Origin of the sequence: Sphingobium sp. EM0848 (assembly GCF_013375555.1) — a bacterium.
GTDB lineage: Bacteria > Pseudomonadota > Alphaproteobacteria > Sphingomonadales > Sphingomonadaceae > Sphingobium.
This window is the reverse complement of record NZ_JABXWB010000001.1, coordinates 211,380-237,480: the sequence shown is the minus strand read 5'-3', so window position 1 is coordinate 237,480 and position 26,101 is coordinate 211,380. Positions and strand designations below refer to the sequence as shown.

Below are 26,101 nucleotides of genomic sequence, written 5' to 3'. Positions count from 1 at the left end.
TTACTGCTCAATGCTGTTGGCGGATCGCCGGCGGCGCGTCTATCCTTTTCCGACCATACTCCTTAAAGGCGACGGGATGAACCGCTTCCGCGACCTTTTCGACCCGTTTCTGCTGTTGCTGATCTGCACGGTGGCGCTGGCGTCCTTCCTGCCCGCGCGGGGACAAGGGGCGTCCATTGCCGGGGCCGCCGCCGATGCGGGTATCGTGCTGCTGTTCTTCCTGCACGGCGCCAAACTGTCGCGCGAGGCGATCTGGAACGGGGCCAAGGCGTGGAAGCTGCATCTGGCGACGTTGGGAACGACCTTCATCGCCTTTCCGCTGATCGGCCTGTTGACGCAACAGGTGACGGCGATCCCGCCATCCATGCGGGCGGGACTGTTGTTCCTGACGCTGCTGCCCTCCACCGTGCAGTCATCGATCGCCTTCACCGCCATCGCGCGGGGCAATGTGGCCGCCGCCGTGGTGAGCGCATCCTTTTCCAACCTGCTGGGCATCGTGCTGACACCGCTGCTGGTGGCGTTGCTGATGGAAAGGAGCGGAACAGGCGACCTGATCTCGCTCTCGTCAGTCAGGGATATCGTGCTGCAACTGCTGCTGCCCTTCGTCGTCGGCCATCTGGCGCGGCCGTTGATCGGGGGCTTCGTCGCCCGGCGCAGGGCATTGGTCGCGCGGGTGGACCGGGGGTCAATCCTGCTGGTGGTCTATGCCGCCTTCAGCGCGGCGGTGGTCGAAGGACTGTGGCACAAGGTATCGCGGGACGAACTGCTGCTGCTCGCCGTCCTGAGCATCGCGATCCTGATTGTGGTGCTGCTGTTCACATCCATGCTCGGCCGCCTGCTCGGCTTTGCGCGGGAGGATGCGATCGTGCTGCAATTTTGCGGGTCGAAGAAGAGCCTGGCGTCGGGCGTGCCGATAGCGGGCGTGCTGTTCCCCGCCAGCGCGGTCGGGCCGATCCTGTTGCCGATCATGCTGTTCCATCAGATCCAGTTGATGGCCTGCGCAATACTCGCGCGGCGCTATGGCGCACGGGCCGAAGAGCAAACCCGGCTGGCGGCGGCGGAATAAGATCATGAACCAGCCAATCTTCACGCCGGTGACGATGGACAGCTTCCTTCGCCAGATCGATGCTCTGTCGGCAGCCTTGAAGGCGTCGGGATGGCGGCCGGATTATCTGGTCGGCATCGGGCGCGGGGGACTGGTCCCCGCCACCTATCTCAGCCATGCGACGGACCTTCCAATGCTGTCGGTCGACATGTCGGCCAAGCTGCCCGATTTCGGGGAGGCATTGCTGGCGAAGCTGGCGGTCCGCGCGGCGGCGGGCGAGAAGCTGCTGTTCATAGACGATATCAACGACAGCGGGCGGACCATCAATGCCGTGCGCGACGCCATGCAGGGAGCGGAAGCGGCGCGCTTCGCAGTGCTGATGGACAATATCCGATCGGCGGCGAAGGTCGATTACCGGGCGGAGACGATTGATCGCGCCGTGACCAAGGATTGGTTCGTCTTCCCCTGGGAAGCGGTGGCCAGCCGCGAGAGCATGGTGGCCGACTGGAGCGCCGTGCCCGAACGAACGCAATAAAACCGTCAAACCAGGAATAAGGCGGCGAACAGAAATTCTATGGAGCCGTCCGCATTGTCGCGCCTTCGGCTTTGTTGTACGAACGTATAACTTCGACAGCGTGGGGCGGGGCGCTTGACAACGGACAGCATCGATCTGGAACATCATCCCGACGCGGGGCGGAGCCGGGCACCATGACGCGGCATTATGATGCCGTCATCATCGGGGGCGGGCATAATGGCCTCGTCTGCGCCTTCTATCTCGCCCGGGCGGGCTATCGGGTGCGTATCCTCGAACGCCGCGCCATCGTCGGCGGGGCCGCCGTCACCGAGGAGTTCCATCCCGGCTTCCGCAATTCGGTGGCGAGCTATACCGTCAGCCTGCTCCATCCCAAGGTGATCCGCGACATGGCGCTGGCCGATCATGGCTATCGCGTGCTGGAGCGGCCGATCAGCAATTTCCTGCCGCAACCCGATGGGCGCTACCTCAAACTCGGCGGCGGGGTCGAGCGGACGCAGGCCGAGTTCGCCCGGTTCAGCGCAAAGGACGCCGCCGCCCTCCCCGCTTATTATGACGCGCTGGAGGTTGTGGCCGACGTGCTGCGCGACATGACGCTGAAGGCGCCGCCCAATGCGGGCGACGGCCTGTCGATGATCGTGAGCGCGCTCGGCCAGGGCCGGCGGCTCGGTGGGCTGACGCTCGAGCAGCAGCGCGACGTGCTGGCGCTGTTCACCAAATCGGCGCGCGCCTTCCTCGACGGCTGGTTCGAGAGCGAGGCGGTGAAGGCGGCTTTCGGCTTTGACGCGGTGGTCGGCAACTATGCCTCGCCCGACACGCCGGGCAGCGCCTATGTGCTGCTGCACCATGTCTTTGGCGAGGTGAACGGGAAAAAGGGCTGCTGGGGCCATAGCGTCGGCGGCATGGGGACGATCACCCAGATCATGGCGCGGGTCGTGCAGGCGCTGGGCGTGGAAATCAGTCTGGAGGCGCCGGTCGCGTCCGTGCTGGTCGATGGCGAGCGGGCTGTCGGGGTGCGGCTGGAAAGCGGCGAGGAGGTGATCGGCAAAGCCGTCATCGCCAATGTCGGACCGAAGCTGCTCTATGAGCGACTGATGGCCCCCGGCGACCTGCCGCCGGATTTCCTGAAACGCATCCGAGGGTTCAAGGCGGGGTCAGGCACCTTCCGCATGAATGTGGCGCTGTCGGCGCTGCCAGCCTTTGCCTGCCTGCCCGGCACGGGCGAGCATCATCAGTCCGGGATCATCATCGCGCCGACGCTGGATTATATGGACCGCGCCTTTACCGATGCGAAGCGCGACGGCTGGTCGAAGGAACCGATCGTCGAGATGCTGATCCCCTCAACCGTGGATGACAGCCTGGCGCCGGAAGGATGCCATGTGGCGAGCCTGTTCTGCCAGCAATTCGCGCCGGAACTGCCCCCCAGAAAAGACGGTACGCCCCGAAGCTGGGATGAGGAGCGCGAGGCGGCGGCGGATCATATCATTGCGACGGTGGATGCTTATGCGCCCGGCTTTGCCCGGTCGGTGATCGCGCGGGACATCCTCTCGCCGCTCGATCTGGAACGGAAATTCGGGCTGGTGGGCGGCGACATCATGCATGGCAATATGACGCTGGACCAGCTTTGGGCGGCGCGGCCGGTGCTGGGGCACGGCGCCTATCGCGGGCCCTTGAAGGGGCTTTATATGTGCGGCGCGGGAACCCATCCGGGCGGCGGCGTGACCGGCGCGCCGGGGCATAATGCGGCGCGCGAAGTGATGAAGGACGGCACGCTGCTGGGGCGGTGGTTCGGGCGGGGGTAAACCACCCGTCCATCGACGCCGCGCCTTGCCCTCCCCCTTGCGCTCGCCTAAAGGGTCGGCTCATGCCCGATATCATCGTTCCTCCCGCCTCGCCTGACCTCAAAGGCCGGGCGCTGTTCCCGCATCGGCATCTGCTGTCCATCGCCGACCTCAAGCCCTGGGAAATCCGCTTCCTGCTCGATGAGGCCGAGCATTGGGCGAAGAGCAACCGGAATGGCGCGCGCAAGCATGACGACCGCCTTGCCGGCATGACCCAGATCAACGCCTTTTTCGAAAATTCGACGCGCACGCTGCTCTCCTTCGAGATTGCGGGCAAGCGGCTGGGCGCGGACGTCGTCAACATGCACGCAGGCCAGTCCAGCGTGAAGAAGGGCGAGACGCTGATCGACACGGCCATGACGCTGAATGCCATGGCCGCCGATGTGATCGTCATCCGCCATGCCAGTTCGGGCGCCGTCGCGCTGATCGCGGACAAGGTGGATTGCCCGGTGCTGAACGCGGGCGATGGCTGGCACCAGCATCCCACGCAGGCCCTGCTGGACGCGCTCACCATCCGGCGGCGCAAGGGTGGGTTCGAGGGGCTGATCGTCGCGATCTGCGGCGATGTGCTGCATAGCCGGGTGGCGCGGTCGAACATGCTGTGCCTTGCCGCACTGGGCGCGCAGGTCCGCGCTGTCGCGCCGCCGACGCTGATGCCGCCGGAGGTCGAGATGCTGGGCGCGACGCCCTATCACCGGATGGATCAGGGACTGGAGGACGCCGACGTCGTGATGATGCTGCGCCTTCAGAATGAGCGGATGGACGGGGCCTTCATCCCCTCCCCGAGGGAATATCACATGCTCTACGGGCTGACGCCGGAGCGGCTCGCCATCGCCAAGCCCGATGCGCTGGTGATGCACCCCGGCCCGATGAACCGGGGCGTCGAGATTTCAAGCGTGGTGGCGGACCATCCGGAGCGCTCCGCCATTACCGAGCAGGTGGAAATGGGGGTCGCCATTCGCATGGCCTGTCTGGACGTGCTCACCCGAGGCGCGCGTGGTGTGGAGGGATGGTCTTGAGCATCCCGACCAACAACAAGGACTCGCTGGCCATGAACAAGCTTGCCATCATCAACGGGAAGCTGGCCGATCCGGCGGGTGAGGATGTCAGCAAGGGCGTCATCCTGATCGAAGGCGACCGGATCGTCGCAGCAGGCAATGTCGCCGTGCCAGCCGATGCGGAAAAGATCGACGCAGCCGGACTGGTGGTCGCGCCGGGCCTCATCGATCTGGGCGTGTTCGCAACGGACAAGCCAGCCTTCCATTTCGGCGGGATCACGCGGGCGGCGCTGATGCCGGACCAGTCCTCCCCCTTGGACGATGCGGGCCTCATCCGGCAGGCGACGCGGGCGGGGAAGCCGGATTTCTGGGTGCATCCGATTGCTGCTGCCACGCGGGGCCTGAAGGGCTCCGAACTGGCCGAAATCGGCATGATGCAGGCGGCAGGCGCCAAGGCCGTAGGCACCGGGCGCCAGTGGATCGCCGATTCGGGCGTGATGATGCGGGTGCTGTCCTATGCTTCCGGGCTGGGACTGACCGTCATCACCCATGCCGAGGATGGCGGTCTTGCGGCCAAGGCCGTCGCGACCAGCGGTGAGACGGCGACGCGCCTGGGCCTGCCCCACGCCCCTGCCTGCGCCGAGGCGATGGCGATTGCCCGCGACATCATGCTCGCCCGCGTGACAGGCGCCGCCATCCACTTCCGGCTGGTGACGACCAGGGCGGGCTTCGACCTGATCCGCGCCGCCAAGGCAGAAGGGCTGAAGGTGACGTGCGGGATCAGCCCCGCCTATCTGTTCCTGTCCGATAACGCCGTGACGGATTTCCGCACCTTTGCGCGCCTGTCGCCGCCGCTGCGATCGGAGGATGACCGCAAGGCATCGATCGCGGCGGTCGCGGACGGCACGGTCGATGTCATCACCTCCAGCCACGATCCGCGCGGGCCGGAGGACAAGCGCCTCCCCTTCGCCGACGCGGCTCCCGGCATGGCGGGCGCGGAAACGCTGCTCGCGCTCTCGCTCAATCTGGTCCGGGAAGGGCATCTTAGCATTAATCGGTTGATGACCCTGCTGAGCGCCAATCCGGCGAAGATTCTCGGCGTCAACGCGGGCAGCTTCGCGCCGGGCAGCGCGGCGGACCTGATCTTCATCGATCCCGACACACCCTGGATCGTCGATTCGACGAAAATGGCCGCACAGGCCGGAAATACGCCCTTCAATCGCGTGCCGGTGCAGGGCCGCGCACGCAAGATCATGAAGGGCGGCACTTTCCTCTGATTTCCCCCTTGCCCTACCCGGCGGGCCACGTTAAAGCGCCCTCCTTCGCCGGCACAGGAGTGTAGCTCAGCTGGTAGAGCGTCGGTCTCCAAAACCGAATGCCGGGGGTTCGAGTCCCTCCACTCCTGCCAAGCATTAAGCCGCGAAACCTTGTAAAACCAAGGTTTCGCGGCTAAGTGCGCAGACGAAGAATGGGTCGCGGAGCGCGGCCGCACCCCCGGACGCCGATACAGGCGGGATCGGGAGGGCGGACTGTTGCTTCGCGCTTTGGTGTTTGTTCGAAGGGTTTGAGACAGGCGATGGCGAAGGTTTCTCCAAGCGAATTCGTCAATCAGGTGCGGACCGAAGCCAACAAGATCGTATGGCCCACCGGCCGCGAAACGATCATGACGGGCGTGATGGTGGTCATCATGACCTCGCTGCTGGGCCTGTTCTTCTTCGGCATCGACACCTTCTTCGGCGCGATCGTTCAGTGGCTGCTGGCATTCGCCGCTGGTCAGGCCTGAATTTTATTGATTGCCGCGATTTTCAAGTAAATCGCTAAGATCGGGAGTTTGAGACGGTAACATGGCGCGCTGGTACATCATCCACGCCTATTCGGGCTTCGAGAACAAGGTCAAGGAATCGATCCTGTCCGAAGCCGAGCGCATGGGCCTCTCCCAGCTGGTCGAGCAGGTGGAAGTCCCCACCGAGACCGTGACCGAGGTGAAGCGCGGCAAGAAGGTCCAGGTCGAGCGCAAGTTCATGCCCGGCTACGTCCTCGCCAAGCTGGCGATGAACGACGACATCTATCACCTCGTCAAGAACACGCCGAAGGTGACGGGCTTCCTGGGATCGAGCGGCAAGCCGCAGGCGATCAGCGAAGCCGAGGCGGCGCGCTATTTCGGCGCGCAGAAGGCGGCAGAAGCGGCGCCGAAGCACAAGGTCAATGTCGATTACGAAATCGGCGACAGCGTCAAGGTGCTGGACGGTCCCTTCGCGAGCTTCAACGGCACCGTCGAGGAGCTGGATTTCGAAAAGAACCGCGTCAAGGTGTCCGTGTCGATCTTCGGCCGCGCCACGCCGGTCGAGCTGGACTTCGAGCAGGTCGAGCTTTCGAAGTAAGGATTTTCGGGCATTGGCCCGGAATAGCTGCGGGAGGGTCGCTCCGGTGATCCGTCAAGACCGCTAAACTTGAACCGGGAGGCGGGCTTGCCCTTCTCCCAGCAACAGAGTGAGTGAAAATGGCCAAGAAGATTACGGGCTATATCAAGCTCCAGGTGCCCGCTGGAGCCGCCAACCCCTCGCCGCCGATCGGTCCGGCGCTGGGTCAGCGCGGTGTGAACATCATGGAATTCTGCAAGGCGTTCAACGCCTCGACGGAAAAGATGGAAAAGGGCACCCCGCTGCCGACCATCATCACCGTCTATGCGGACCGTTCGTTCAGCTTCGTCACGAAGCAGCCGCCCGCCACCTACCTGATCAAGAAGGCCGTCAACCTGAAGTCGGGCTCCAAGGAGCCGGGCAAGGTCGTCGCCGGCAAGATCACCCGCTCGCAGCTCGCCGAAATCGCGCAGGCCAAGATGGCCGACCTGAACGCGAACGACATCGACGCGGCAACGAAGATCATCGAAGGCTCCGCTCGCGCGATGGGCCTCGACGTGGTGGAGGGCTAAGAGCATGGCAAAGCTGACGAAGAAGGCGAAGGCCCTGGCCGCTGCCGTGGACAAGGAAAAGCTGCACGGCGTTGACGAAGCGCTGGGCCTGATCAAGACCCACGCGACCGCCAAGTTCGACGAAAGCGTCGAAATCGCGATCAACTTGGGCGTCGACCCGCGTCACGCCGACCAGATGGTCCGTGGCGTCGTCACCCTGCCCGCCGGCACCGGCAAGGACGTCCGCGTCGCCGTGTTCGCCCGTGGCGACAAGGCTGATGCCGCGACCGCCGCTGGCGCCGACGTGGTGGGTGCCGAAGACCTGCTGGAATCGATCCAGGCCGGTAACATCGATTTCCAGCGCGTGATCGCGACCCCCGACATGATGGGTCTGGTCGGCCGTCTGGGTAAGGTTCTGGGTCCCAAGGGCCTGATGCCGAACCCGAAGCTGGGCACCGTCACCCCGAACGTCGCTGAAGCGGTCAAGGCTGCCAAGGGCGGTCAGATCGAATTCCGTGTTGAAAAGGCCGGCATCATCCACGCTGGCCTCGGCAAGGCGAGCTTCTCGGCCGAAGACCTGCGCAAGAATTTCGACGCGTTCGTCGACGCGATCGTCAAGGCGAAGCCGTCGGGTTCGAAGGGCAAGTATGTCCGCAAGATCGCCCTGTCGTCCTCGATGGGTCCGGGCGTGAAGGTCGACGTGGCGGAAGTCGCTTCGGTCTGATCTGACGGATTGAAATGTTAAGGGGAGCCTCCTTCCTCCATGCGGGGAAGGAGGCTTTCTTCTTTTTCAGGAAGCCCTGTGATATAGGGCCTTTCGATTTCGCCCTCCTGTTCGAGGGTGCCAAGATCGCCTTGCTTGCCAAGGCCGAGGGTCGTTCCACCTTCTGCTACTTCATAAGAAAGAGCGGGGCTTCATGAAGCCCGGCCCGAACGGATGAGGGGATGGAACGCTGCCCGGATGGGACGTTGGGAACTTGGCCCGACACAGAAGAAGATACCGTCGGCAGAGGCGGGTCGCACTCCGACGGATATAAAGAATGAGTTTTGAACATCTCCCTCCCCTCCTCTCCGACGCGCTGACGCGGAAGGGCTATGAAAATCTGACCCCGGTGCAGGCCGAAGTCACCCAGGCCGAAGCCGAAGGGCGCGACCTGATCGTCTCGGCGCAGACCGGATCGGGCAAGACCGTCGCTTTCGGCCTGGCCATGGCGGGCGAACTGCTGGGCGAGCAGAGCCGCCTCCCCGTCGCGGGCCGGCCCCTCGCCCTTGCCATCGCGCCGACGCGCGAACTGGCGCTGCAGGTCAGCCGCGAGCTGGAATGGCTCTATGGCGAGGCCCGTGCGCGTATTGCGACCTGCGTGGGCGGCATGGACGCCGCCAAGGAACGCCGGGCGCTCAGCCATGGCGCGCATATCGTCGTCGGCACGCCGGGCCGTCTGCGCGACCATCTGGAGCGGGGCGCGCTGGACCTGTCGGGCCTCAAGACCGTGGTGCTCGACGAAGCCGACGAAATGCTCGACATGGGCTTCCGCGAGGATCTGGAGGAGATTCTCGATGGCGCGCCCGAAGAGCGCCGGACTCTGCTCTTCTCCGCCACCATGCCCAAACCCATCGTGGCGATGGCGAAGCGCTATCAGAAGGATGCGCTGCGCATCTCCACGGTCAGCGACGAGCGCGGCCATGGCGACATCAGCTATCAGGCCGTGACGGTCGCCCCCGCCGACATCGAAAATGCCGTGGTGAACCTGCTGCGCTATCATGAGGCGGAAACCGCGATCCTGTTCTGCGCGACCCGCGACAATGTGCGCCATCTGCATTCCAGCCTTACCGAGCGCGGCTTTGCGGCGGTGGCGCTGTCGGGCGAACACAGCCAGAATGAGCGCAACCATGCGCTTCAGGCGCTGCGCGACCGTCGGGCGCGGGTCTGCGTGGCGACCGACGTGGCCGCGCGCGGTATCGATCTTCCCAACCTTTCCCTCGTCGTCCACGTCGAAATTCCGCGCGATGCGGAGACGATGCAGCACCGTTCCGGCCGCACCGGGCGCGCGGGCAAGAAGGGCACGGCCGTGCTGATCGTCCCCTATCCGCGCCGCCGCCGGGTCGAATCCATGCTGCGCGGCGCGAAGATCCCGGTCGAATGGGGCACCCCGCCGAGCAAGGAAGCGATTCAGGAGCAGGATAATGCCCGCCTGCGCGAAAAGCTGATGGAGCGGGCCGAACTGGACGAGCAGGACTGGGCGCTGGGCGCCGAGTTGCTGGAGCAGAAGTCCGCCAAGGAAATCGCGGCTATGCTGGTGAAGAGCGCCCGCGCCGCCCTCCCCGCGCCGGAAGAGTTGCTGGACGCCAGCGAGGCGCCGCAGCGCCGCGACGGACCGCGTCCGGGGTTCGAAGACACGGTCTGGTTCCGCATGGATATCGGGCGGCGGCAAAATGCCGATCCGCGCTGGATCCTGCCGCTGATCTGCCGCCGGGGCCATGTGTCGCGGCAGGACATCGGCGCGATTCGCATTGCCGCCAATGAGACGCTGTTCGAGATTCCAAGCGCCATTGCCTCACACTTTATCGGCGCGGTGAAGCGCACCGGGGAGGCGAGCGACGAAGGCGCGGAGGTCGCCTTCGAGCAGGTTGAAGGCACACCCCGCGAGGCCGCCCGCGAAAACCGGCGCGAAGGTCCGCGCGGCAAGGGCCGTCCCAATGGCGAGCGCGGCCCGCGCCCGCCTGCGCACAGCCCGCGTCCTTTCAAGGGCGGCCCCAAGCGGGGCGGGCCGCGCAAGCCGCGCTGACAGGAAAGGGCCGCTCCTCACAATGGGGCGGCCCCTTTCACTTTTACGCCGCGCCGCAGAGCGCCAGCATCCTGGCCGCCAATTCACGTTCGCCCATGACGACATGCGGCACGCCCAACCCCTCCAGATGCGCGACCTCGGCATCCGAATGCGCCCGCGCGATGACCTGGAGATCGGGGTTGAGGCGACGCGCATGGTCGTGGATCGCGCCCCCTTCAAACCCCTCCGGCACTGCGATCAGCAGGCGGCGGGCCTCGTTTATCCCGGCGGCGAGCAGATGGCGGTCCTCCAGCGCGCTGCCGCGCACGACCGAGAAGCCGGCCTCCTCCGCTTCCTCGGCGCGGTCGGCATCGCCCTCCATCAGCACGAAATGGACGTTGCGCTCGGCCAGACGGGTGGCGATCAACTTACCGACGCGTCCATAGCCCACCAGGATAACATGGCCCATAAGGGGCTTTTCCGGCGCTTTTTCCTCTTCTTCCGGCTTGTGGCCGCGCACGACGGCCGAAAAGATCAGCGGGTTGAGCAGGATGGAGACGATCGCGCCCGCCAGGATCAGGTCCCGCGCTTCAGCGGGCAGAACGCCCAGGCCCGTCCCCAAAGAGGCGAGAATGAAGGAAAATTCCCCGATCTGCGCCAGACTCGCCGCGATGGTGAGCGCGGTGTCGCCGGGATGGCCGAAGGCGCGCACGATGGCGAAGGCGGCGATGGACTTGCCGACGATGATGATCGCCACGGTAGCCAGCAGCGGGAGCGGCTGTTCGACCAGCACCGACGGGTTGAACAACATGCCGACCGACACGAAGAAGAGCACCGCAAATGCGTCCCGCAAGGGCAGCGTTTCTTCGGTCGCGCGGCGGCTGAGCGGGGTTTCGCCCAATATCATGCCCGCGAAGAAGGCTCCCAGCGCGAAGGAGACGTCAAAAGCGACGGCCGCACCGAAGGCGACGCCCAATGCGATGGCGAGAACGGCAAGGCGGAACAATTCGCGTGAGCCGCTCTGGACGACCCAGTGCAGCGCCCAGGGGATGACGCGGCGGCCGACGACCAGCATCAACGCAACGAAGCCCGCAACCTTGAGCAAAGTGCCGAACAGCGGCGCGAGCAAGGCCCCTGCCCCGCCCGACGCGTCGGTATTGTTCATGACGCCCGCCAGCGCGGGAAGCAGCACCAGCGCCAGGACCATCATCAGATCCTCGACGATCAGCCAGCCGACCGCGATGCGGCCCCGACGCGTTTCCACCAGATCGGCGCCTTGCAGCGCGCGCAGCAGGACGACCGTGCTCGCGACCGAGAGCGCAAGGCCGAAGACGAGACCGCCCATCAGCGGCCAGCCCATAAAATGCGCAAGTCCCATGCCCATCAGCGTGGCGACCGCGATCTGGCCGATGGCGCCCGGCACCGCGATATTCCTGACCGAGAGCAGGTCACGCAGCGAGAAATGCAGCCCGACGCCGAACATCAGCAATATGACGCCGATTTCCGCCAGTTCATTGGCCAACCCGCTATTGGCGACGATTCCCGGCGTGAACGGCCCGACGATGATACCGGCGACCAGATAGCCGACCAGCGGCGACAATCTCAGCCGATGGGCGATGGCCCCCATGATGAAGGCTACGACAAGGCCCGCTACGATCGTTCCGATCAGGGGCGTGTGATGGGGCATATAGTGCTTTTCCCTGGCCGCCGGTGGAAGTGCGCGGCGACGTGATACATTATTCGGCGATGGCGAGCATCGCCACCGACAGCAGTGCGCCCGCAATGCCCAGTGCCGCCATGACGACGGGCATGAACCACTGGGGCGGGCGGCGCCGGGACGAACCGTGATTGCCGCATCGCGATCTTCCGCGGGTCATGGCAGGCTCCTTTTTTCCTGACGGCGGACCGCAAAAGGCCCGCCTGAAGCGATAGGTCAGGAAAGAGAGGGCGGCGCGCGGGCGCCCAGACGGGAAAAACGGTGGACCGCCGGAAAGGACGGGAAGGACCGAGAGAATCGACCGGAGGAGCCGAACAGCGCAACGCCCTGCATCAGCGCCGCCAGAGCCATGAGCCAGACCGGGACGGACACCAGCACGGACGCGCGCCCATCGCCATCCGGTTCCGTCACGCGCACGACAGCCGGCTTCGCCTGGGCGCGCGCTTTCAGCACCACGCTGGTGGTCGCCGGATTGAAGGCGGAGCCGGTGAAGCGGCTGGACGGCGGCCCCAGAGGCGCCAGGGCGCTCAACAGCGCCACGGCAAGGGACAGCCGCAGGGACAGGATGAAGAACAGGCGACTCCGCCCGGCTTCATTCCTGTATGGCGCTGGCCTCATGCGTGATACGATCCCTTCCGCGAAACAAGATAGGGACGGATATCGCCAAAAACCAGCCCCCAATACCGGCGTTGCCGGTTGACAGAAGCGAGTCATTCCAGTAGCGGGCCACATTCCCGCGCGGGTCGGAAGGGCTTCATGTCCTCGTCGATCTGCGTAAAGCAGATTTGAACGAGAAGAGAAGAGCCATGTTCGCAATCGTGCGCACGGGCGGCAAGCAGTATCGCGTCGCCGCCGGAGACAAGATCGTCGTCGAGAAGCTGGCCGGTGAGGCTGGTGACAAGGTGACTCTGGATGACGTCCTGTTCGCCGGCGAAGGCAGCGACGTGAAGGACGCAGCCAAGCTGACCGTTGCCGCTGAAATCATCGCGCAAGCGAAGGGCGAGAAGGTCATCGTTTTCAAGAAGCGCCGCCGGCACAACTACCGTCGTCGCAACGGCCACCGCCAGAATCACACGATCCTCAAGATCGTGTCGATCGCCTGAGCCGCAGCATAGTTCGAGGAGTTTGAGTCATGGCACATAAGAAAGCTGGCGGTTCGTCGCGTAACGGTCGCGATTCGGAATCGAAGCGCCTTGGCGTGAAGAAGTTCGGCGGTCAGGAAGTGATCGGCGGCAACATCATCATTCGCCAGCGCGGCACGCGCGTCTATCCGGGCCGTAATGTCGGCATGGGCAAGGACCACACGCTGTTCGCGCTGGGTGAAGGCCGTGTGGTATTCCACACCGGCAAGCTCGGCCGCAAATATGTGTCGGTCGACGCCATGGCCGAAGCAGCCGAATAACGGACGATCGATGACGGATCGTCCCTCGCAATCGGGGCGATCCTCCTGGCGGAACGACTTTTAGTCACTCCGCCAGCGTTCGAGGGAAACAAGGGGCGCCCCATCTGGGAGCGCCCCTTTTTCCGTTCGTCGGCGTCTCCCCTCACTTTCCCTCAAGGCTCCGGAACCCCCGCCTCCCTCGCACGTCGAAACGGCGGGGCCTCAGCCAGAGCCAAGCGTCGTCAAGCCGTAACTTTTTGCGGCCATTGGCGCGCCGGAAATCAGGAGATGTTTGAATGTTCGCCCGTACCCCTCGCCTGCTGCTGCGGCCCGGCTGGATGGAAGATGCGCCCGCGCTGGCCGAAGCGATCGGCGATCCGTCGGTCCTGCGCAATCTGACCCGCGTGCCCGCCGCCTACGGGCAGGCCGATGCCGAAGCCTTTCTGGCGCTGCCCCAGGAAGCACGCCTGCCGCGCCTGCTGGCCTTCACCCGCACCAAGGGCGCACCGCGTCTGGTGGGTGGTTGCGGCATCCACCTGGCGGAGGATGGGGCGCCCGAACTGGGCTATTGGATCGCCCGCCCCTATTGGGGACTGGGTTTCGCAACCGAAGCGGCGCGCGCCGTCATGCACATGGCGCGGGCTTTGGGGGTCAGCGGCATCCAGGCGACCCATTTCGCCGACAATCCGGCATCGGGCAACGTCCTGCGCAAGATCGGTTTCCGCTACAGCGGACGGGTCGAAAGGCGCTTCAGCCTGGGTCGGGGCGCTGCTGCGGATTGTCTGGTCTTTGAAGAAGGCGCGCTCGCCGAAGGCCGGGCCGCCCGCATGGTGGCGGATTCATCGATCGACCTTTACCGGGATTCGCTTCCGGCGCTCGCGGCCTGATGCCGTAGCGCCGGACGATTCGCAGATCGGCAGGCTGTTGGCGGCCGCGTTGAAATTGCCGTGGGAAAAGCAGCCGCTTTTGCGGCACGCGTGGTTTAACTTTGTCGCATAAGCGGCTATGGGCGCGCGATGCACTTTCTCGATCAAGCGAAGATTTACATCAAGTCCGGCTGGGGCGGTCCCGGCGCGGTCAGTTTCCGGCGCGAAAAATATATCGAATATGGCGGGCCGGACGGCGGCAATGGCGGCAAGGGCGGCGATATCATCTTCGAAGCGGTCGCAGGGCTGAACACCCTGATCGACTTCCGCTACACGCAGCATTTCAAGGCGCAGCGCGGCCTGCCCGGCGCGGGCAAGAACCGCTATGGCGCGGGCGGCGAGGACCTCGTCGTCAAGGTGCCGGTGGGCACGCAGATCCTGTCCGATCCCACGCCCATTGAGGGCACGGAGGACGAGGACGGCACCATGGAGTTCGAACAGGAACTGCTGGCCGACTTCACCGAGGTCGGGCAACGCATCGTGCTGCTGCGCGGCGGTGACGGCGGGCGCGGCAACCTGTCCTACAAGACCAGCACCAACCGCGCCCCGCGCCAGCATGGCACGGGCTGGCCGGGACAGGAGATGTGGGTGTGGCTGCGGCTCAAGCTGCTGGCCGATGTCGGGCTGGTGGGCATGCCCAATGCGGGCAAGTCGACCTTCATCAATCAGGTCACCAATACCAAGGCGAAGGTCGGCGCCTATGCCTTCACCACGACCAAGCCGCAGCTGGGCGTGGTGCTGCACCGCGACCGGGAGTTCGTTCTGGCGGACATTCCGGGGCTGATCGAGGGCGCGGCCGAGGGTGCGGGCATTGGCGATCGCTTCCTGGGCCATATCGAGCGCTGCCGGGTGCTGCTGCATCTGATCGACGCGGCCGGCGACGATCCGGTCGAACAGTTCCGCATCGTGCAGGATGAACTGGAAGCCTATGGCGGCGGGCTGGACGAGAAGCCGCAGATCGTCGCGCTCAACAAGGGCGACCTGCTGGGGCAGGAGTTGATGGAGGACATTGCCGAACAGCTTCGGGATCAGGCCGGGGTGGAGGATGTGTTCATCATCTCCGGCGCGACCGGGGAAGGCGTGCCGGCCCTGATGGACGCAGTGCTGCCCCTGCTGGACCAGCCCGGCGTCGATGAGGATGGTGAAGCCGGTGAGGAAGGCGACGCGCCGTGGTCGCCGATCTGACCCGGCATCCCAGACTCGCCTCCCTCGCACTCTCCCCCACCCCCTCCTTCAAAGGGAGGGGAGGAAAACGCAAATGACCGCTACCCTCTCCGGTTTCCCGCCCTCTCAAATCCGCCGTCTGGTCATCAAGATCGGGTCCGCGCTGCTGGTCGATTCGCAGGGGCAGGTGCGCGAGGCGTGGCTGCGCACGCTGGTCGCCGATGTCGCGGCGCGCAAGGCGGCGGGGCAGCAGATCATCATCGTGTCCTCCGGCGCCATCGCTCTGGGGGCGCGGCGTCTGAAGCTGCCCAAGGGCGGGCGCGGCAGTCTGGAAGACGCGCAGGCGGCGGCGGCGACCGGCCAGATCGCGCTGTCGCAATGCTGGGCAAGCCTGCTGCACGAAAAGGACATCACCGCCGCACAGATGCTCGTCACGCTGGACGATCTGGAGAACCGGCGACGCTATCTGAACGCTTCGGCCACGCTGGAGCGGCTGATGGCGCTGGACGTCGTGCCAGTGGTCAATGAGAATGACAGCGTGGCGACGGCGGAGATCCGCTTCGGCGACAATGACCGGCTCGCGGCGCGCATCGGACAGGCAGCACGGGCTGACGCAGTTGTGCTGCTTTCGGACGTCGACGGGCTTTACACCGCCAATCCGCATGTCGATGCGAACGCCATGCTGATTGAGACAATCGAGCGCATCGACGCGCGCATCGCCGGGATGGCGGACAGCGGTTCGGCTTCCGGCATGGGGTCGGGCGGCATGACTTCCAAGATTGAGGCGGCGCGCATTGCGACCGGCGCGGGTGCGCATCTGGCGATCATTTCCGGCAAGGTGGATTCGCCGCTGTCGCACTGGAGCAATGGCGGGAAAGGGTCGATCTTCCTCGCGGCGCAGGCCAAGGGCGCGCGCAAGGGGTGGCTGGCCGGGCGCCTGACGGTGCGCGGGCGCGTGATGGTCGATGCGGGCGCGGAGGCGGCGCTGGGGCGCGGCAACAGCCTGCTTCCCGCGGGCGTGGCGCGCGTGGAAGGGATTTTCGCGCGCGGCGATGTGGTCGACATATTGGCCGAGGACGGGCGGGTGATCGCGCGCGGCCTGATCGAATATGACAGCGAGGAAGCCGTCCGGATCGCGGGCAAGCGCAGCGAGGATATCGCCGCGCTGCTGGGCCACCTGCCCCGTTCCGTACTGGTCCACCGCGATCATATGGCGATGGTCTGATCCATGTCTCTACGCATTGCGATGACGGGCGCGACAGGTTTCGTCGGCGCCGAAACGCTGAATCAGGTTTTGGCGGCGGGACATCATGTCACCGCCATCACCCGCCGCGCACAGCCCCCGCGCGCGCACCTCAAATGGGTGCCGGGCGCGCTGGAGGACCGGGCAGCGCTCAACACGCTGGTGCGCGATGCCGATGTGGTGATCCATATTGCGGGCGTGGTGAACGCGTCGGACCGCGAGGGGTTCGAAACCGGCAATGCGCGCGGCACCATGGCGGTGGTCGACGCCATGCGGCAGCGCGGCGTCAAACGGCTGATCCATGTGTCGTCGCTCTCTGCGCGGGAGCCGGAACTGTCGGACTATGGCTGGTCGAAGGAACTGGCCGAACGGCAGGTGAAGGCGAGCGGGCTGGATTGGACCATCGTGCGCCCGCCCGCCATTTATGGGCCGGGCGACCGCGAAATGCTGGAGCTGTTCCGCATGGCCCGGCGCGGGATCATGCTGATGCCGCCGGGCGGCCGGCTGTCAGTGATCGAGGTGAGCGATCTGGCGCGGCTGTTCCTGACGCTGGCGGTGGAGAAGGACATGAAGAGCCTGACCCACGTCTATGAAGTGGACGACGGCACGCCGGGCGGCTGGGATCATCTGGAGTTCGCCCATGCCATCGGCCGTGCGGTCGGGCGCCCGGTGCGGACCTTCTCGACGCCGGAATGGATGCTGGGCATTGGCGCGCGGCTGGACCGGATGGTACGCGGCCGGAATGCCAAGCTGACGCTCGACCGGGTGAGCTATTTCTGCCACCCCGACTGGGTGGTGCAGAAGCGCAAGCAACCGCCCAAGAAGCTGTGGGTGCCGAAGGTGCCGACCGAGGAAGGGCTGAAGGCGACGGTCGAGGCCTATCGGGCGAAGGGCTGGCTGTAGGGCCGGCTGAACGTCAGGGTTTAGGACAGGCCGATCAGGACAGGCCGATCAGCTTTCGGAAGGCTTGTGCGCCCGGCGTTCCGCCACGAATTCGCTGATCGCCTGACCGCTCGCATTCAGCAGCGGAAAAGTGCGCGCGTCGGAAAGCCAGTCCGGGCGACGAGAGCCACCACCATAGAAGGTGTCGTAGACGAGGCTGAACGCCAGGAATATCAGGGTCGCGCCGATCAGCCCCTTGACCGCCCCGAAGCCCGCGCCAAGCACGCGGTCCACCGGGCCGAGGACCGACTGACGCGTGCGGCGGCCAATGGCGTGGGCGAGCAGCTTGCCCGCGCCGAAGGTAACGCCGAACACCAGCACGAAGGCAAGGACCGCCGCGCCGCTGGTGGTGCCGACGAAGCCATCCAGCATTCCGGTGGCGGAGGCATGGAACAGGCGGATCGCGAAGATCGCGAGCACCCATGCGATCAGTGACAGGGTTTCCTGCACGAAACCGCGCAACAGGCCGAAAATGGCGCAACCGCCGATCAGCAGCAGGACGAGAATATCGATCGCGTTCATGGCGTTGGTCGCTATCCGCGCCCAAGCATCTGGTCAACAAGTTGCGCGAGCGCGCGATAACCGCTGATCGAAATACCCTTCACCCCGTCGGCCACGGCGGCGGGCACGAAGGCGCGGCTGAATCCCAGCTTGGCCGCCTCGCGCAGGCGCAGCGGCGAATGGGCGACGGGACGCAGTTCGCCCGACAGGGCGATTTCCCCGAAGAGAACCACATCGGCCGGAACCGGCCGTTCCGAGAGCGCGGACATCAGCGCGGCGGCGACGGCAAGGTCGGCGGCGGGGTCCGACAGGCGATAGCCGCCCGCGACATTGAGATAGACTTCACAGGTCGAGAAGCTGAGCCCGCAACGCGCCTCCAGCACGGCAAGGATCATCGCCAGACGGCCGCTGTCCCAGCCGACCACGGCACGGCGGGGCGTCGCGCCGCTGGAGAGGCGAACGACCAGCGCCTGTATTTCGACCAGCACCGGGCGGGTGCCTTCCAGCGCGGGAAAGACCGTCGCGCCCGTCACCGTTTCATCGCGATGGGTGAGGAACAGGGCCGAGGGATTGGCAACCTCCTCCAGCCCCTCCGCGACCATGGCGAAGACGCCGATCTCGTCCGTGCCCCCGAAGCGGTTCTTGATCGCGCGCAGGATGCGATATTGATGACTGCGTTCGCCCTCAAAGCTCAGCACCGTATCGACCATATGCTCCAGCACGCGGGGGCCAGCGATGCTGCCGTCCTTGGTGACATGGCCGACGAGGATCAGCGCCGTGCCGCGCTGCTTGGCGAAGCGGATCAGTTCCTGGCTCGATGCGCGCACCTGACTCACCGTGCCCGGCGCGCCCTCGATCAGGTCGCTGTGCATGGTCTGGATTGAATCGATGATGAGCAGCGCGGGCGGCGCCCCCTCCCCCAGCGTCGTCAATATGTCGCGGACGGAGGTGGCGCTGGCGAGTTGCACGGGCGCATTGCCCAGACCCAGCCGCTGCGCGCGCAGACGGACCTGATCCGACGCTTCCTCGCCGCTGATATAGGCGACGCTGTGCCCGGCCGTAGCGATGCGCGCGGCGGCCTGCAAAAGCAGCGTGGACTTGCCGATGCCGGGATCGCCGCCGATCAGCGTCGCGGAGCCGGGGACAATGCCGCCCCCCAGGGCGCGGTCGAATTCGGCAATGCCGGTGGTGGTGCGCGGCGGCAGTTCGACCTTGTCGTCCAGACCCACCAGCGTCAGCGCGCGACCGCCGCTATGCAGGTCATGGCGGGCGGAAAAGACCGTCTCGGCCGCTTCCTCAATGATGCTGTTCCATTCGCCGCAATCGTCGCATTGCCCCTGCCACCGATTGGAAACGGTGCCGCATTGCTGACAGACGAATTTGCGCTTTGCCTTTGCCATGGGCCACGCATATCAGAACATATGTGGAACACAAATCCTCTTTGCATCTTCCCGTGGAAACCGCGTGCGGAGTGGCGCATTGTTTCGACATGAGGACCGTTCGCGTCGCCAGCTACAATATCCGCAAGGCCATCGGCACCGACCGCCGCCGGGTGCCGGAGCGGGTGATCGACGTGCTGAACGAGGTCGATGCCGATGTCATCGCGCTTCAGGAAGCGGACCGGCGTTTCGGCGTGCGATCGGCGGCGATCCCACCCTGGCTGCTCGAATCCCTAAGCCCCTACAAGCCGGTGCCGCTCAACGTGCATGTCGATTCCATGGGCTGGCACGGCAATGCCATATTGGTGCGCAAGGAGGCGGAAGTCGGCGCGCATGACATCCTGCACCTGCCCTGTCTGGAGCCGCGCGGCGCAACCATGGCGGAGGTGACGCTGAACACGGCAAGCCTGCGAATCTTCGGCATGCATCTCGACCTGTCGGGCCTGTGGCGGCGCAAGCAGGCGGCGGCGGTGATCCATGCGGCCGGGCTGGGCGACGCCATGCCGACGGTGCTGATGGGCGATCTCAACGAATGGAGCGCCGGGCGGGGATGCCTTGCCGATTTCGCCCGGCATTTCAGCTTCGCGCCCTGCGGGCGCTCCTTCCATGCGCGGCGGCCAGTGGCGCGGCTCGACCGGATCATGCATTGCGGGCAGTTGAAGCTGGTCGACAGCGGCGTGCATGAAAGCGCGGCGGCGCGGCGGGCGTCGGACCATCTTCCGATCTGGGCGGAGTTCAAACTATCCTGAGGCCCCCTCGACAAGTCCATCCGGCTCTGCGACTCTCAAGCCTATGAAAGAGCGGGAACTCAGGCTCGCACTGGTCTGCTATGGCGGGATCAGCCTGGCCGTCTACATGCACGGCATCACCAAGGAAATCTGGCATCTGGCGCGGGCCAGCCGGGCGTTTCACGATGGTGAGCCGTCGGGGAACAGCAGTGAGGCGGTCTATCGTCGCCTGCTGGAAGAACTGGAGAAGGAAAGCGGCATCAGGCTGCGCGTCATGCCCGACATCATCGCGGGCGCGAGCGCAGGTGGGATCAACGGCATCTTCCTGGCGCAGGCGATCGAAACCGGCCAGTCGCTCGATCCGCTGACCGACATGTGGCTGGACAATGCCGATGTCGAAAAGCTGCTCGACCCCGATGCGCGGCCCACGCGGCGCATCACCAAGATCTGGGCGACGCCGCTGGTCTGGATGGCGGCGCGGCATCCCGGCGACACGGTGGAACGCACCGTCGCCCCCGACACGCGGGAGGAGGTGCGGCACAAACTGTCCCACTTCATCCGTTCCCGCTGGTTCGAGCCGCCCTTTGGCGGGGAGATCTTCACCGCCATGATCCTGGATGCCTTCGACGCGATGGAGGCGACCGGGCGCGGCCCCTCGCTGCTGCCTGCCGGCCACCCGCTGGACCTGTTCGTCACCGTCACCGATTTCGAGGGGCATCCCCAAAGCCTCAATCTCAACAGCCCCCCGCAGGTGGTGGAGACGGAACATCGTCTTTCCATCGGCTTTCGGGCGCGCGGTCCCAAGAGCAGCGGGAAGGACCGCAATTTCGCCGATCCCGCCGAACTCGCCTTCGCGGCACGGGCGACGGCCAGCTTTCCCGGCGCCTTCCCGCCCTTCACCGTGCGCGAGCTGGACCGCGTGCTGAAGCATCGCCATCGCGCCTGGCCGACGCGGGACGCGTTCCTGGCCCGCGCCCTGCCCCGCCACACGGCGCAGGGACGGGCCGAGGATGCAGTGCTGATCGACGGGTCGGTGCTGGCCAACGCCCCCTTCGCCCAGGCCATCGGCGCGCTCAAGAACCGTCCCTCGCGGCGGGAGGTCGACCGGCGCTTCGTCTATATCGATCCCAAGCCCGGCCATCGTTCCATCCAGCTCAACCGGCAGGGCGAGGCCGTTCCCACCGGCGAGGATACGCCGCTGCCGGGCTTCTTCCGCACCATATTCGGCGCCCTGAGCGACATTCCGCGCGAACAGCCGATCCGCGACAATCTGGACGCGATCGACCAGCATAGCGGGCGCATCCGGCGGATGGTGCGTATCCTGAACGCGCTGCGCCCCGGCATCGAGGCGGAGGTGGAAAACGCCATCGGCGGCATGCTGTTCCTCGACCGGCCGACCCCGGCGCGGCTGTCGGCATGGCGCAGCAAGGCGCAGCAGCGCGCCGCCAGTTCCGCCGGCTTCGCCTTCCCCGCTTATGGCCATCTCAAGCTTTCCGGCATTGTCGAGGATCTGGCCGACCTGCTCTTCCGCCTCGGCGCGGAGGAAAGCCCGTTGATGCGGGAAAGCTATCGTCAGGCGCTCTGGAGCCATGTGCGTGGCATCGGCGCGGACCGGCTGACCGAGGATGTGGGGCGGGATTCCGCGCCGGTGTCGTTCTTCCGTCTGCATGACCTGACCTTCCGCATCCGCCGCCTGCGCTTTCTGGCGCGGCGACTGGCCGAAACGCTGGAGGTGGAGGCGACGGCGGACGAGGCGGCGATCCTGAAGATGCACGACGCCATTTATGCCGCGCTGTCCCATTATACCGAATGCGAGGGCATCGACTTCTACAATGGGGAAATCCGGGCGGCGGCACGCGAAGTGCCCAATGATCCGGGCGCCGCGCTGGAGGCGGTGGCAACGCTGCGCGGCCTGCGCGAACGGGACGAGGCGGCGGACATGATGCTGGCCGATGCGATGGCCGCCCTGCCCAAGGCGGCGCGACGGACCATGCTGCTCGCCTATCTCGGCTTTCCCTTCTACGACATCGCGACCCTGCCGTTGCTTCAGGGCCACGCCATGGACGAATATGACCCGATCAAAGTCGACCGCATCTCGCCCGAAGATTGCAGCGCGATCCGGTCAGGAGGCGCGGAAGCGACGTTGAAAGGCATTGAATTCAACAATTTCGGCGCCTTCTTCAGCCGCGCCTATCGGGAGAATGACTATCTCTGGGGGCGGCTCCATGGGGTGGAGCGGCTGCTGGATATCGTGATTTCGGCATTGCCCGCGGCAAACCGCCTTTCGCCCGATGCGGTGCGTGACTATAGGCGGACCGCTTTCATGGCGATTCTCGATGAGGAAGAGAAGCGGCTGAAGCATGCCGCGGACCTGATCGCCAGTTTGCGGAAGGAGATCGGGTGAACGCAGGGAAGAAGCTGTTTCCGATGATGGTGCTGGCGCTGGCCGCCGGCTGCTCGCCTGCCTCCACAAGCCATGGCAACGCCGGCGGGCGTGAACGGCCCGACGCGACGCCCCTGGAGGACAGGATGATGGCGGACGCGCCCGCGCCGGATGCGCAACCCATGCGCATTCTTCCCGATCTCGATCCTACCGTGACCGGCAAACGCCTGCCTGCTGCCAGGACGAAGGAAACGCCGCAGGCGGCCGGTCAGGCGATGATCCCGCCAATCAAGCCGTCAGTCGTCAACATCCCTCCCCCGGCCTATGTGCCCGATCTGCCGCCCGCCATGGGCGCCGCCGACCCCCGGCCCTTTCCGGAGGAAGTGACGCGCTACATGGTCGACCGCGACAGTTGCGACCATTTCCGGGGTGAGGAGGCCTATGACATGGAGCGGCGCGCCTTCCTTCAGGAAAATATCGTGGAACTGTGCACCGGCACCGACGCGCGACTGGCCCGGCTGCGCGAACGCTATGCCCAGGACCCGGCGGTCATGGCCGCGCTCAGCGGCTATGAGGACCGGATCGAGGGGAATGCGTCACAATAAGGCGTCGATCTGCGTGGCAAGGTCGATGTCGCGGCGCGACAGACCACCGGCATCATGGGTGGTCAGCGTGATGTCGACGCGATTATAGACGTTCGACCATTCGGGATGATGGTCCGCCTTTTCCGCCAGCAACGCGACCTTCGTCATGAAACCGAAGGCGGTCACGAAATCCTTGAAGGTGAACAACCGGCGGATACCCTCCGGCTCCTGAACCGGGGCCCATTCGGGCAAATTCCTCAGCGCCAGAGCCCGTTCTTCCTCATCCAGTTTTGCAATCACTTGCCGTCCTCTCCACTGATACGCGCTGTTAACGCATTTTCCCGACCTTCGCCTGTTTCCAGACGATTCGGAACATGCTTTATGTCTCCGCTATGGACGATGCCGGTCAACCTCCCCGTTTTGCGCCCAGTCGCGAGGATATCGAAAGCCTGGCGCTGAACGCCTTGTCGCGCCTGCCCGAGCCGTTTCGCGCTCATCTGGCCAATGTCGTGCTGTTCGTCGAGGAATTCGCCGATCGGCAGGTGTTGAAGGACATGGAGATCGACGATCCCTTTGGCCTCACCGGCCTTTACACCGGGCGCCCCGTGGGTGAGGCGGCGCAGACCGGCGACATGCCGCCGACCATCCACCTGTTCCGCCGTCCGCTGCTGGACGAATGGGTGGAAACCGGGGTGCCGCTCGACATGCTGATCACCCATGTGGTGGTGCATGAAATCGGCCATCATTTCGGCCTCTCCGACCTCGACATGCATGTTCTGGAGGACATGGTCACCTTATGAGCCGCGTGGGATTGCGCCTGTCGGACGTCGCCTGCGTGCGCGGCGGGCGGCTGTTGTTCCGGGGCGTTGATCTGGCAATGGAACCGGGCGGCAGCGCCCTGCTGAAAGGCCCCAACGGCATCGGCAAGTCCAGCCTGATGCGGATTTGCGCCGGACTGCTGCGCGCATCGGCCGGCATTGTGGAACGGCATGGCGGGGTTGCGCTGACCGATGAACGGCTGGCGCTGGACATGGAGCAGCCCCTGCGCGCCGCGCTGGATTTCTGGGCACGGCTGGACGGAGCGGCGGCGCAGGCGCTGGACGGAGCGCTGGAGGCGATGGCGCTGGGACCGTTGGCGCAGGTCCCTGTACGGATGCTGTCCACAGGGCAGCGCAAGCGCGCCGCGCTGGCGCGGGTCATCGCGTCGGGCGCGCCGATCTGGCTGCTGGACGAACCGGGCAACGGGCTGGATGACGCAGCGCTGGGCCTGCTGGGCGATGCGGTGGCCGGGCATCTGACCAAGGGCGGGGTCGTCATCGCGGCGTCGCACCAGCCGCTGCCGCTGGTGACGCCGGTGGTGATGGCGATGCAGGATCATGCCCCGGCGGAGGACGGAGATTGACCATCCTCCTGACGCTCGCCGCGCGGGACCTGCGGCAGGCCTGGCAGTCGGCGGGACTGTGGCTGCCGGTCGCCTTCCTGCTGCTGGTGGCGAGCCTCTATCCCTTTGCGGTTGGGCCGGATGCGGCGTTGCTTGGCCGGACCGGCGGGGGAATGCTGTGGATCGCGGCGCTGCTCGCCAGCCTGTTGCCGGTCGACCGGCTGATCGCGCCGGACCGGGATTCGGGCGTGCTGGACCAGATCGCGCTGCGCGGCATCGGGGAGGAGATGGTGGTCCTCGCCCGGCTGATCGCGCATTGGCTGGGCTTCGGTCCGGCGCTGATGATCGCGACCTTGCCCGCCGCTGCCCTGCTGAAGCTGGACGGGACGACCATCGCCCTGCTGGAGACGGGCCTGCTGATCGGGACACCGGCGCTGGCGGCACTGGGACTGCTGGTGGCGACGCTGACGGCGGGCCTGCGGTCGAGCGGCGCCTTGTCGGGCCTGCTTGCCCTGCCGCTGGCGGTGCCGCTGCTGATCTTCGGGGCGGGAACCCTGGGCGATGGCAGCGGGGCGGCGCTGAAATTCCTGGGCGCGGCGTCGCTGCTGCTGGTCGCGATCACGCCCTTTGCCGGTGGCGCGGCGATCCGGGCCGGGCGGGAATAGATTTAGATCGCAACTCGACAGGCTGGTGCCGATAGGCCAAAGGCGCACGCATGTTTGCCGCCCTTGCCGCCGCCCTCTTCGTCCTGATCTGGTCCACCGGCTTCATCGTCGCGCGGGCGATGGTGCCCCATGCCGCGCCGGAACTCATTCTCGCGATTCGGCTGACGCTGACGACATTGCTGCTCTTCGGCGCGGCCTTCTATGCGCGTCAGGCAGTCCCGCGCGGACGGCGGCTGGGGCTGCATCTGGCGGCGGGCGCGATGCTGCACGGCTTTTACCTGACGCTGAGCTGGTGGGCCGTGAACAACGGCATGCCCGCCGGGATCATGTCGCTGCTGGGCGCGCTCCAGCCGCTGATGGTGGCGGTGGCGAGCGTCGCCTTTCTGGGCGACCGGCTGCCGGGGCGGGCCTGGGGCGGACTCGCCATCGCGATTGCCGGGGTCGGCTGCGTGCTGCTTCCGGCGATCGAGCGTTCGGGCGCGGGGTCGATCACCATCTGGCCGGCGCTGGCGGGCATGGGCGCGGTTCTGGGCATGGCGGGCGGAACGCTGATCCAGCGGGGCGCCATCGCCGGGGACGGCATCGCGATTTCAGGCGCGGTGCAGAATGCGGGCGGCGCGCTGGTCGCGCTGGCCGCGACGCTGATCGTCGACGACTATCGCTGGGACGGCAGCCCGATTTTATGGATGGGCCTTGGCTGGGCGGTGCTGGGGCTGTCGGCGGGCGGCCTGTCGCTGCTGGTCTGGCTGGTGCGTCATCAAGGGCCGACGCGCATGTCGATGCTGTTGCTGCTGGTGCCGCCGCTCGCCGCGATAGAGGCCTGGCTGTTGTTCGGGGAGCGGCTGGGGCCGGTGCAGATCGTCGGCTTCGCGCTGGCGCTGGGCGGGGTGATGCTGGGCCGCTCAACCCGGCCCGCGCGCAATCAGGAAATCACCGAACCGGCCTAAACAAACTT

At 65.9% G+C, this 26,101-nt stretch carries 29 protein-coding genes and 1 tRNA gene; 24 read left to right on the top strand and 6 right to left on the bottom strand.

The features are described 5' to 3' along the window. Positions 1-76 precede the first annotated feature (76 nt). From HUK73_RS01115 to HUK73_RS01065, 11 genes are all read left to right on the top strand, one after another. Entirely contained in the window at positions 77-1,066 is a 990-nt protein-coding gene (locus HUK73_RS01115; protein ID WP_176590254.1) for a bile acid:sodium symporter family protein, read from the top strand. A gap of 4 nt (positions 1,067-1,070) precedes the next feature. Beyond that, positions 1,071-1,580 (top strand): phosphoribosyltransferase, encoded by a 510-nt coding sequence (locus HUK73_RS01110; protein WP_176590253.1) that lies wholly within the window; start codon positions 1,071-1,073, stop codon positions 1,578-1,580. 173 nt (positions 1,581-1,753) lie between these two features. Further along, positions 1,754-3,379 (top strand): NAD(P)/FAD-dependent oxidoreductase, encoded by a 1,626-nt coding sequence (locus HUK73_RS01105; protein ID WP_176590252.1) that lies wholly within the window; start codon positions 1,754-1,756, stop codon positions 3,377-3,379. Positions 3,380-3,441: 62 nt separating this feature from the next. Further along, positions 3,442-4,437 carry an aspartate carbamoyltransferase catalytic subunit gene (locus HUK73_RS01100; RefSeq protein ID WP_176590251.1) on the top strand — a complete coding sequence of 332 codons (996 nt, stop codon included), beginning with the start codon at positions 3,442-3,444 and terminating at the stop codon, positions 4,435-4,437. Between the two features lie 32 nt (positions 4,438-4,469). Further along, the gene (locus HUK73_RS01095) at positions 4,470-5,693 is read left to right on the top strand and encodes a dihydroorotase family protein (RefSeq protein ID WP_176592749.1); all 1,224 of its coding nucleotides are present in this window, start codon (positions 4,470-4,472) and stop codon (positions 5,691-5,693) included. Positions 5,694-5,748: 55 nt separating this feature from the next. After that, positions 5,749-5,824, top strand: a tRNA-Trp gene (locus tag HUK73_RS01090). Between the two features lie 168 nt (positions 5,825-5,992). Then, a complete protein-coding gene (secE, locus tag HUK73_RS01085; protein ID WP_176590250.1) occupies positions 5,993-6,199 on the top strand; it encodes a preprotein translocase subunit SecE in 207 nt (68 codons plus the stop codon). A gap of 61 nt (positions 6,200-6,260) precedes the next feature. Continuing rightward, positions 6,261-6,797 (top strand): transcription termination/antitermination protein NusG, encoded by a 537-nt coding sequence (gene nusG / locus HUK73_RS01080; RefSeq protein ID WP_176590249.1) that lies wholly within the window; start codon positions 6,261-6,263, stop codon positions 6,795-6,797. A gap of 119 nt (positions 6,798-6,916) precedes the next feature. Continuing rightward, positions 6,917-7,348 carry a 50S ribosomal protein L11 gene (gene rplK, locus HUK73_RS01075; RefSeq protein WP_176590248.1) on the top strand — a complete coding sequence of 144 codons (432 nt, stop codon included), beginning with the start codon at positions 6,917-6,919 and terminating at the stop codon, positions 7,346-7,348. 4 nt (positions 7,349-7,352) lie between these two features. Beyond that, a complete protein-coding gene (rplA, locus tag HUK73_RS01070) occupies positions 7,353-8,051 on the top strand; it encodes a 50S ribosomal protein L1 (protein WP_176590247.1) in 699 nt (232 codons plus the stop codon). A 316-nt stretch (positions 8,052-8,367) separates the two neighbouring features. After that, positions 8,368-10,113 (top strand): DEAD/DEAH box helicase, encoded by a 1,746-nt coding sequence (locus tag HUK73_RS01065; RefSeq protein WP_176590246.1) that lies wholly within the window; start codon positions 8,368-8,370, stop codon positions 10,111-10,113. Between the two features lie 43 nt (positions 10,114-10,156). Here HUK73_RS01065 and ybaL read toward each other — a convergent pair whose 3' ends face one another. Genes ybaL through HUK73_RS01050 form a run of 3 tightly spaced genes read right to left on the bottom strand, consistent with a single transcriptional unit; the run spans position 10,157 to position 12,427 of the window. Next, a complete protein-coding gene (ybaL, locus tag HUK73_RS01060) occupies positions 10,157-11,779 on the bottom strand; it encodes a YbaL family putative K(+) efflux transporter (protein WP_176590245.1) in 1,623 nt (540 codons plus the stop codon). Between the two features lie 49 nt (positions 11,780-11,828). Then, the gene (locus HUK73_RS01055) at positions 11,829-11,969 is read right to left on the bottom strand and encodes a hypothetical protein (protein ID WP_176590244.1); all 141 of its coding nucleotides are present in this window, start codon (positions 11,967-11,969) and stop codon (positions 11,829-11,831) included. A gap of 56 nt (positions 11,970-12,025) precedes the next feature. After that, a complete protein-coding gene (locus tag HUK73_RS01050) occupies positions 12,026-12,427 on the bottom strand; it encodes a hypothetical protein (protein WP_176590243.1) in 402 nt (133 codons plus the stop codon). Between the two features lie 188 nt (positions 12,428-12,615). On the opposite strand from HUK73_RS01050, the gene rplU reads away from it, so the two are divergent. The 6 genes from rplU (at position 12,616) to HUK73_RS01020 (ending at position 17,426) form a co-directional block, all read left to right on the top strand. Beyond that, positions 12,616-12,912: a 50S ribosomal protein L21 gene (gene rplU / locus HUK73_RS01045; RefSeq protein ID WP_013848855.1), complete on the top strand. Its 297-nt coding sequence runs from the start codon at positions 12,616-12,618 to the stop codon at positions 12,910-12,912. Positions 12,913-12,941: 29 nt separating this feature from the next. Continuing rightward, positions 12,942-13,211 (top strand): 50S ribosomal protein L27, encoded by a 270-nt coding sequence (rpmA, locus tag HUK73_RS01040; protein ID WP_007683600.1) that lies wholly within the window; start codon positions 12,942-12,944, stop codon positions 13,209-13,211. A gap of 275 nt (positions 13,212-13,486) precedes the next feature. Further along, on the top strand, positions 13,487-14,077 hold the full coding sequence (locus HUK73_RS01035) for a GNAT family N-acetyltransferase (RefSeq protein WP_176590242.1): 591 nt from the start codon (positions 13,487-13,489) through the stop codon (positions 14,075-14,077). Between the two features lie 129 nt (positions 14,078-14,206). Next, entirely contained in the window at positions 14,207-15,301 is a 1,095-nt protein-coding gene (obgE, locus tag HUK73_RS01030) for a GTPase ObgE (RefSeq protein WP_176590241.1), read from the top strand. A gap of 73 nt (positions 15,302-15,374) precedes the next feature. Further along, positions 15,375-16,505, top strand: coding sequence for a glutamate 5-kinase (proB, locus tag HUK73_RS01025; protein WP_176590240.1), 1,131 nt, complete (start codon positions 15,375-15,377; stop codon positions 16,503-16,505). Between the two features lie 3 nt (positions 16,506-16,508). Beyond that, entirely contained in the window at positions 16,509-17,426 is a 918-nt protein-coding gene (locus HUK73_RS01020; RefSeq protein WP_176590239.1) for an NAD(P)-dependent oxidoreductase, read from the top strand. A 48-nt stretch (positions 17,427-17,474) separates the two neighbouring features. On the opposite strand, the gene HUK73_RS01015 is transcribed toward HUK73_RS01020, so the two are convergent. After that, positions 17,475-17,987, bottom strand: a complete 513-nt coding sequence (locus tag HUK73_RS01015) for a CvpA family protein (RefSeq protein WP_176590238.1) — start codon at positions 17,985-17,987, stop codon at positions 17,475-17,477. Between the two features lie 11 nt (positions 17,988-17,998). Continuing rightward, positions 17,999-19,366: a DNA repair protein RadA gene (radA, locus tag HUK73_RS01010; RefSeq protein ID WP_176590237.1), complete on the bottom strand. Its 1,368-nt coding sequence runs from the start codon at positions 19,364-19,366 to the stop codon at positions 17,999-18,001. A gap of 89 nt (positions 19,367-19,455) precedes the next feature. On the opposite strand from radA, the gene HUK73_RS01005 reads away from it, so the two are divergent. The 3 genes from HUK73_RS01005 to HUK73_RS00995 are packed head-to-tail and all read left to right on the top strand — an operon-like array spanning position 19,456 to position 23,121. Beyond that, on the top strand, positions 19,456-20,154 hold the full coding sequence (locus HUK73_RS01005) for an endonuclease/exonuclease/phosphatase family protein (RefSeq protein ID WP_176590236.1): 699 nt from the start codon (positions 19,456-19,458) through the stop codon (positions 20,152-20,154). Between the two features lie 43 nt (positions 20,155-20,197). Next, complete coding sequence (locus HUK73_RS01000) at positions 20,198-22,537, top strand: patatin-like protein (protein ID WP_176590235.1); 2,340 nt, start codon at positions 20,198-20,200, stop codon at positions 22,535-22,537. Next, positions 22,534-23,121, top strand: coding sequence for a hypothetical protein (locus HUK73_RS00995; RefSeq protein WP_176590234.1), 588 nt, complete (start codon positions 22,534-22,536; stop codon positions 23,119-23,121). Before HUK73_RS01000 ends, HUK73_RS00995 begins: the two co-directional genes overlap by 4 nt. Here HUK73_RS00995 and HUK73_RS00990 read toward each other — a convergent pair. Continuing rightward, the gene (locus HUK73_RS00990) at positions 23,113-23,400 is read right to left on the bottom strand and encodes a 4a-hydroxytetrahydrobiopterin dehydratase (RefSeq protein ID WP_176590233.1); all 288 of its coding nucleotides are present in this window, start codon (positions 23,398-23,400) and stop codon (positions 23,113-23,115) included. The genes HUK73_RS00995 and HUK73_RS00990 overlap by 9 nt on opposite strands. A 74-nt stretch (positions 23,401-23,474) precedes the next feature. Here HUK73_RS00990 and HUK73_RS00985 point away from each other — a divergent pair, with 74 nt between their 5' ends. From HUK73_RS00985 to HUK73_RS00970, 4 genes are read left to right on the top strand one after another with little or no spacing between them, the layout of a single operon-like run. Further along, a complete protein-coding gene (locus HUK73_RS00985; RefSeq protein WP_176590232.1) occupies positions 23,475-23,900 on the top strand; it encodes a metallopeptidase family protein in 426 nt (141 codons plus the stop codon). Beyond that, positions 23,897-24,502 carry a heme ABC exporter ATP-binding protein CcmA gene (gene ccmA, locus HUK73_RS00980; protein ID WP_176590231.1) on the top strand — a complete coding sequence of 202 codons (606 nt, stop codon included), beginning with the start codon at positions 23,897-23,899 and terminating at the stop codon, positions 24,500-24,502. Before HUK73_RS00985 ends, ccmA begins: the two co-directional genes overlap by 4 nt. Beyond that, positions 24,499-25,146, top strand: a complete 648-nt coding sequence (locus tag HUK73_RS00975; protein WP_176590230.1) for a heme exporter protein CcmB — start codon at positions 24,499-24,501, stop codon at positions 25,144-25,146. The genes ccmA and HUK73_RS00975 overlap by 4 nt, the downstream gene beginning before the upstream one ends. Positions 25,147-25,196: 50 nt before the next feature. After that, positions 25,197-26,093, top strand: coding sequence for a DMT family transporter (locus HUK73_RS00970; protein WP_176590229.1), 897 nt, complete (start codon positions 25,197-25,199; stop codon positions 26,091-26,093). Positions 26,094-26,101 lie beyond the last annotated feature (8 nt).

What these genes read in the sequence shown, in the direction of transcription:
- HUK73_RS01115 (WP_176590254.1), top strand. Translation starts at nt 77, where the DNA reads ATGAACCGCTTCCGCGACCTTTTCGACCCGTTTCTGCTGTTGCTGATC.
- HUK73_RS01110 (WP_176590253.1), top strand. Translation starts at nt 1,071, where the DNA reads ATGAACCAGCCAATCTTCACGCCGGTGACGATGGACAGCTTCCTTCGC.
- HUK73_RS01105 (WP_176590252.1), top strand. Translation starts at nt 1,754, where the DNA reads ATGACGCGGCATTATGATGCCGTCATCATCGGGGGCGGGCATAATGGC.
- HUK73_RS01100 (WP_176590251.1), top strand. Translation starts at nt 3,442, where the DNA reads ATGCCCGATATCATCGTTCCTCCCGCCTCGCCTGACCTCAAAGGCCGG.
- HUK73_RS01095 (WP_176592749.1), top strand. Translation starts at nt 4,470, where the DNA reads ATGAACAAGCTTGCCATCATCAACGGGAAGCTGGCCGATCCGGCGGGT.
- secE (WP_176590250.1), top strand. Translation starts at nt 5,993, where the DNA reads ATGGCGAAGGTTTCTCCAAGCGAATTCGTCAATCAGGTGCGGACCGAA.
- nusG (WP_176590249.1), top strand. Translation starts at nt 6,261, where the DNA reads ATGGCGCGCTGGTACATCATCCACGCCTATTCGGGCTTCGAGAACAAG.
- rplK (WP_176590248.1), top strand. Translation starts at nt 6,917, where the DNA reads ATGGCCAAGAAGATTACGGGCTATATCAAGCTCCAGGTGCCCGCTGGA.
- rplA (WP_176590247.1), top strand. Translation starts at nt 7,353, where the DNA reads ATGGCAAAGCTGACGAAGAAGGCGAAGGCCCTGGCCGCTGCCGTGGAC.
- HUK73_RS01065 (WP_176590246.1), top strand. Translation starts at nt 8,368, where the DNA reads ATGAGTTTTGAACATCTCCCTCCCCTCCTCTCCGACGCGCTGACGCGG.
- ybaL (WP_176590245.1), bottom strand. Translation starts at nt 11,779, where the DNA reads ATGCCCCATCACACGCCCCTGATCGGAACGATCGTAGCGGGCCTTGTC.
- HUK73_RS01055 (WP_176590244.1), bottom strand. Translation starts at nt 11,969, where the DNA reads ATGACCCGCGGAAGATCGCGATGCGGCAATCACGGTTCGTCCCGGCGC.
- HUK73_RS01050 (WP_176590243.1), bottom strand. Translation starts at nt 12,427, where the DNA reads ATGAGGCCAGCGCCATACAGGAATGAAGCCGGGCGGAGTCGCCTGTTC.
- rplU (WP_013848855.1), top strand. Translation starts at nt 12,616, where the DNA reads ATGTTCGCAATCGTGCGCACGGGCGGCAAGCAGTATCGCGTCGCCGCC.
- rpmA (WP_007683600.1), top strand. Translation starts at nt 12,942, where the DNA reads ATGGCACATAAGAAAGCTGGCGGTTCGTCGCGTAACGGTCGCGATTCG.
- HUK73_RS01035 (WP_176590242.1), top strand. Translation starts at nt 13,487, where the DNA reads ATGTTCGCCCGTACCCCTCGCCTGCTGCTGCGGCCCGGCTGGATGGAA.
- obgE (WP_176590241.1), top strand. Translation starts at nt 14,207, where the DNA reads ATGCACTTTCTCGATCAAGCGAAGATTTACATCAAGTCCGGCTGGGGC.
- proB (WP_176590240.1), top strand. Translation starts at nt 15,375, where the DNA reads ATGACCGCTACCCTCTCCGGTTTCCCGCCCTCTCAAATCCGCCGTCTG.
- HUK73_RS01020 (WP_176590239.1), top strand. Translation starts at nt 16,509, where the DNA reads ATGTCTCTACGCATTGCGATGACGGGCGCGACAGGTTTCGTCGGCGCC.
- HUK73_RS01015 (WP_176590238.1), bottom strand. Translation starts at nt 17,987, where the DNA reads ATGAACGCGATCGATATTCTCGTCCTGCTGCTGATCGGCGGTTGCGCC.
- radA (WP_176590237.1), bottom strand. Translation starts at nt 19,366, where the DNA reads ATGGCAAAGGCAAAGCGCAAATTCGTCTGTCAGCAATGCGGCACCGTT.
- HUK73_RS01005 (WP_176590236.1), top strand. Translation starts at nt 19,456, where the DNA reads ATGAGGACCGTTCGCGTCGCCAGCTACAATATCCGCAAGGCCATCGGC.
- HUK73_RS01000 (WP_176590235.1), top strand. Translation starts at nt 20,198, where the DNA reads ATGAAAGAGCGGGAACTCAGGCTCGCACTGGTCTGCTATGGCGGGATC.
- HUK73_RS00985 (WP_176590232.1), top strand. Translation starts at nt 23,475, where the DNA reads ATGCTTTATGTCTCCGCTATGGACGATGCCGGTCAACCTCCCCGTTTT.
- ccmA (WP_176590231.1), top strand. Translation starts at nt 23,897, where the DNA reads ATGAGCCGCGTGGGATTGCGCCTGTCGGACGTCGCCTGCGTGCGCGGC.
- HUK73_RS00970 (WP_176590229.1), top strand. Translation starts at nt 25,197, where the DNA reads ATGTTTGCCGCCCTTGCCGCCGCCCTCTTCGTCCTGATCTGGTCCACC.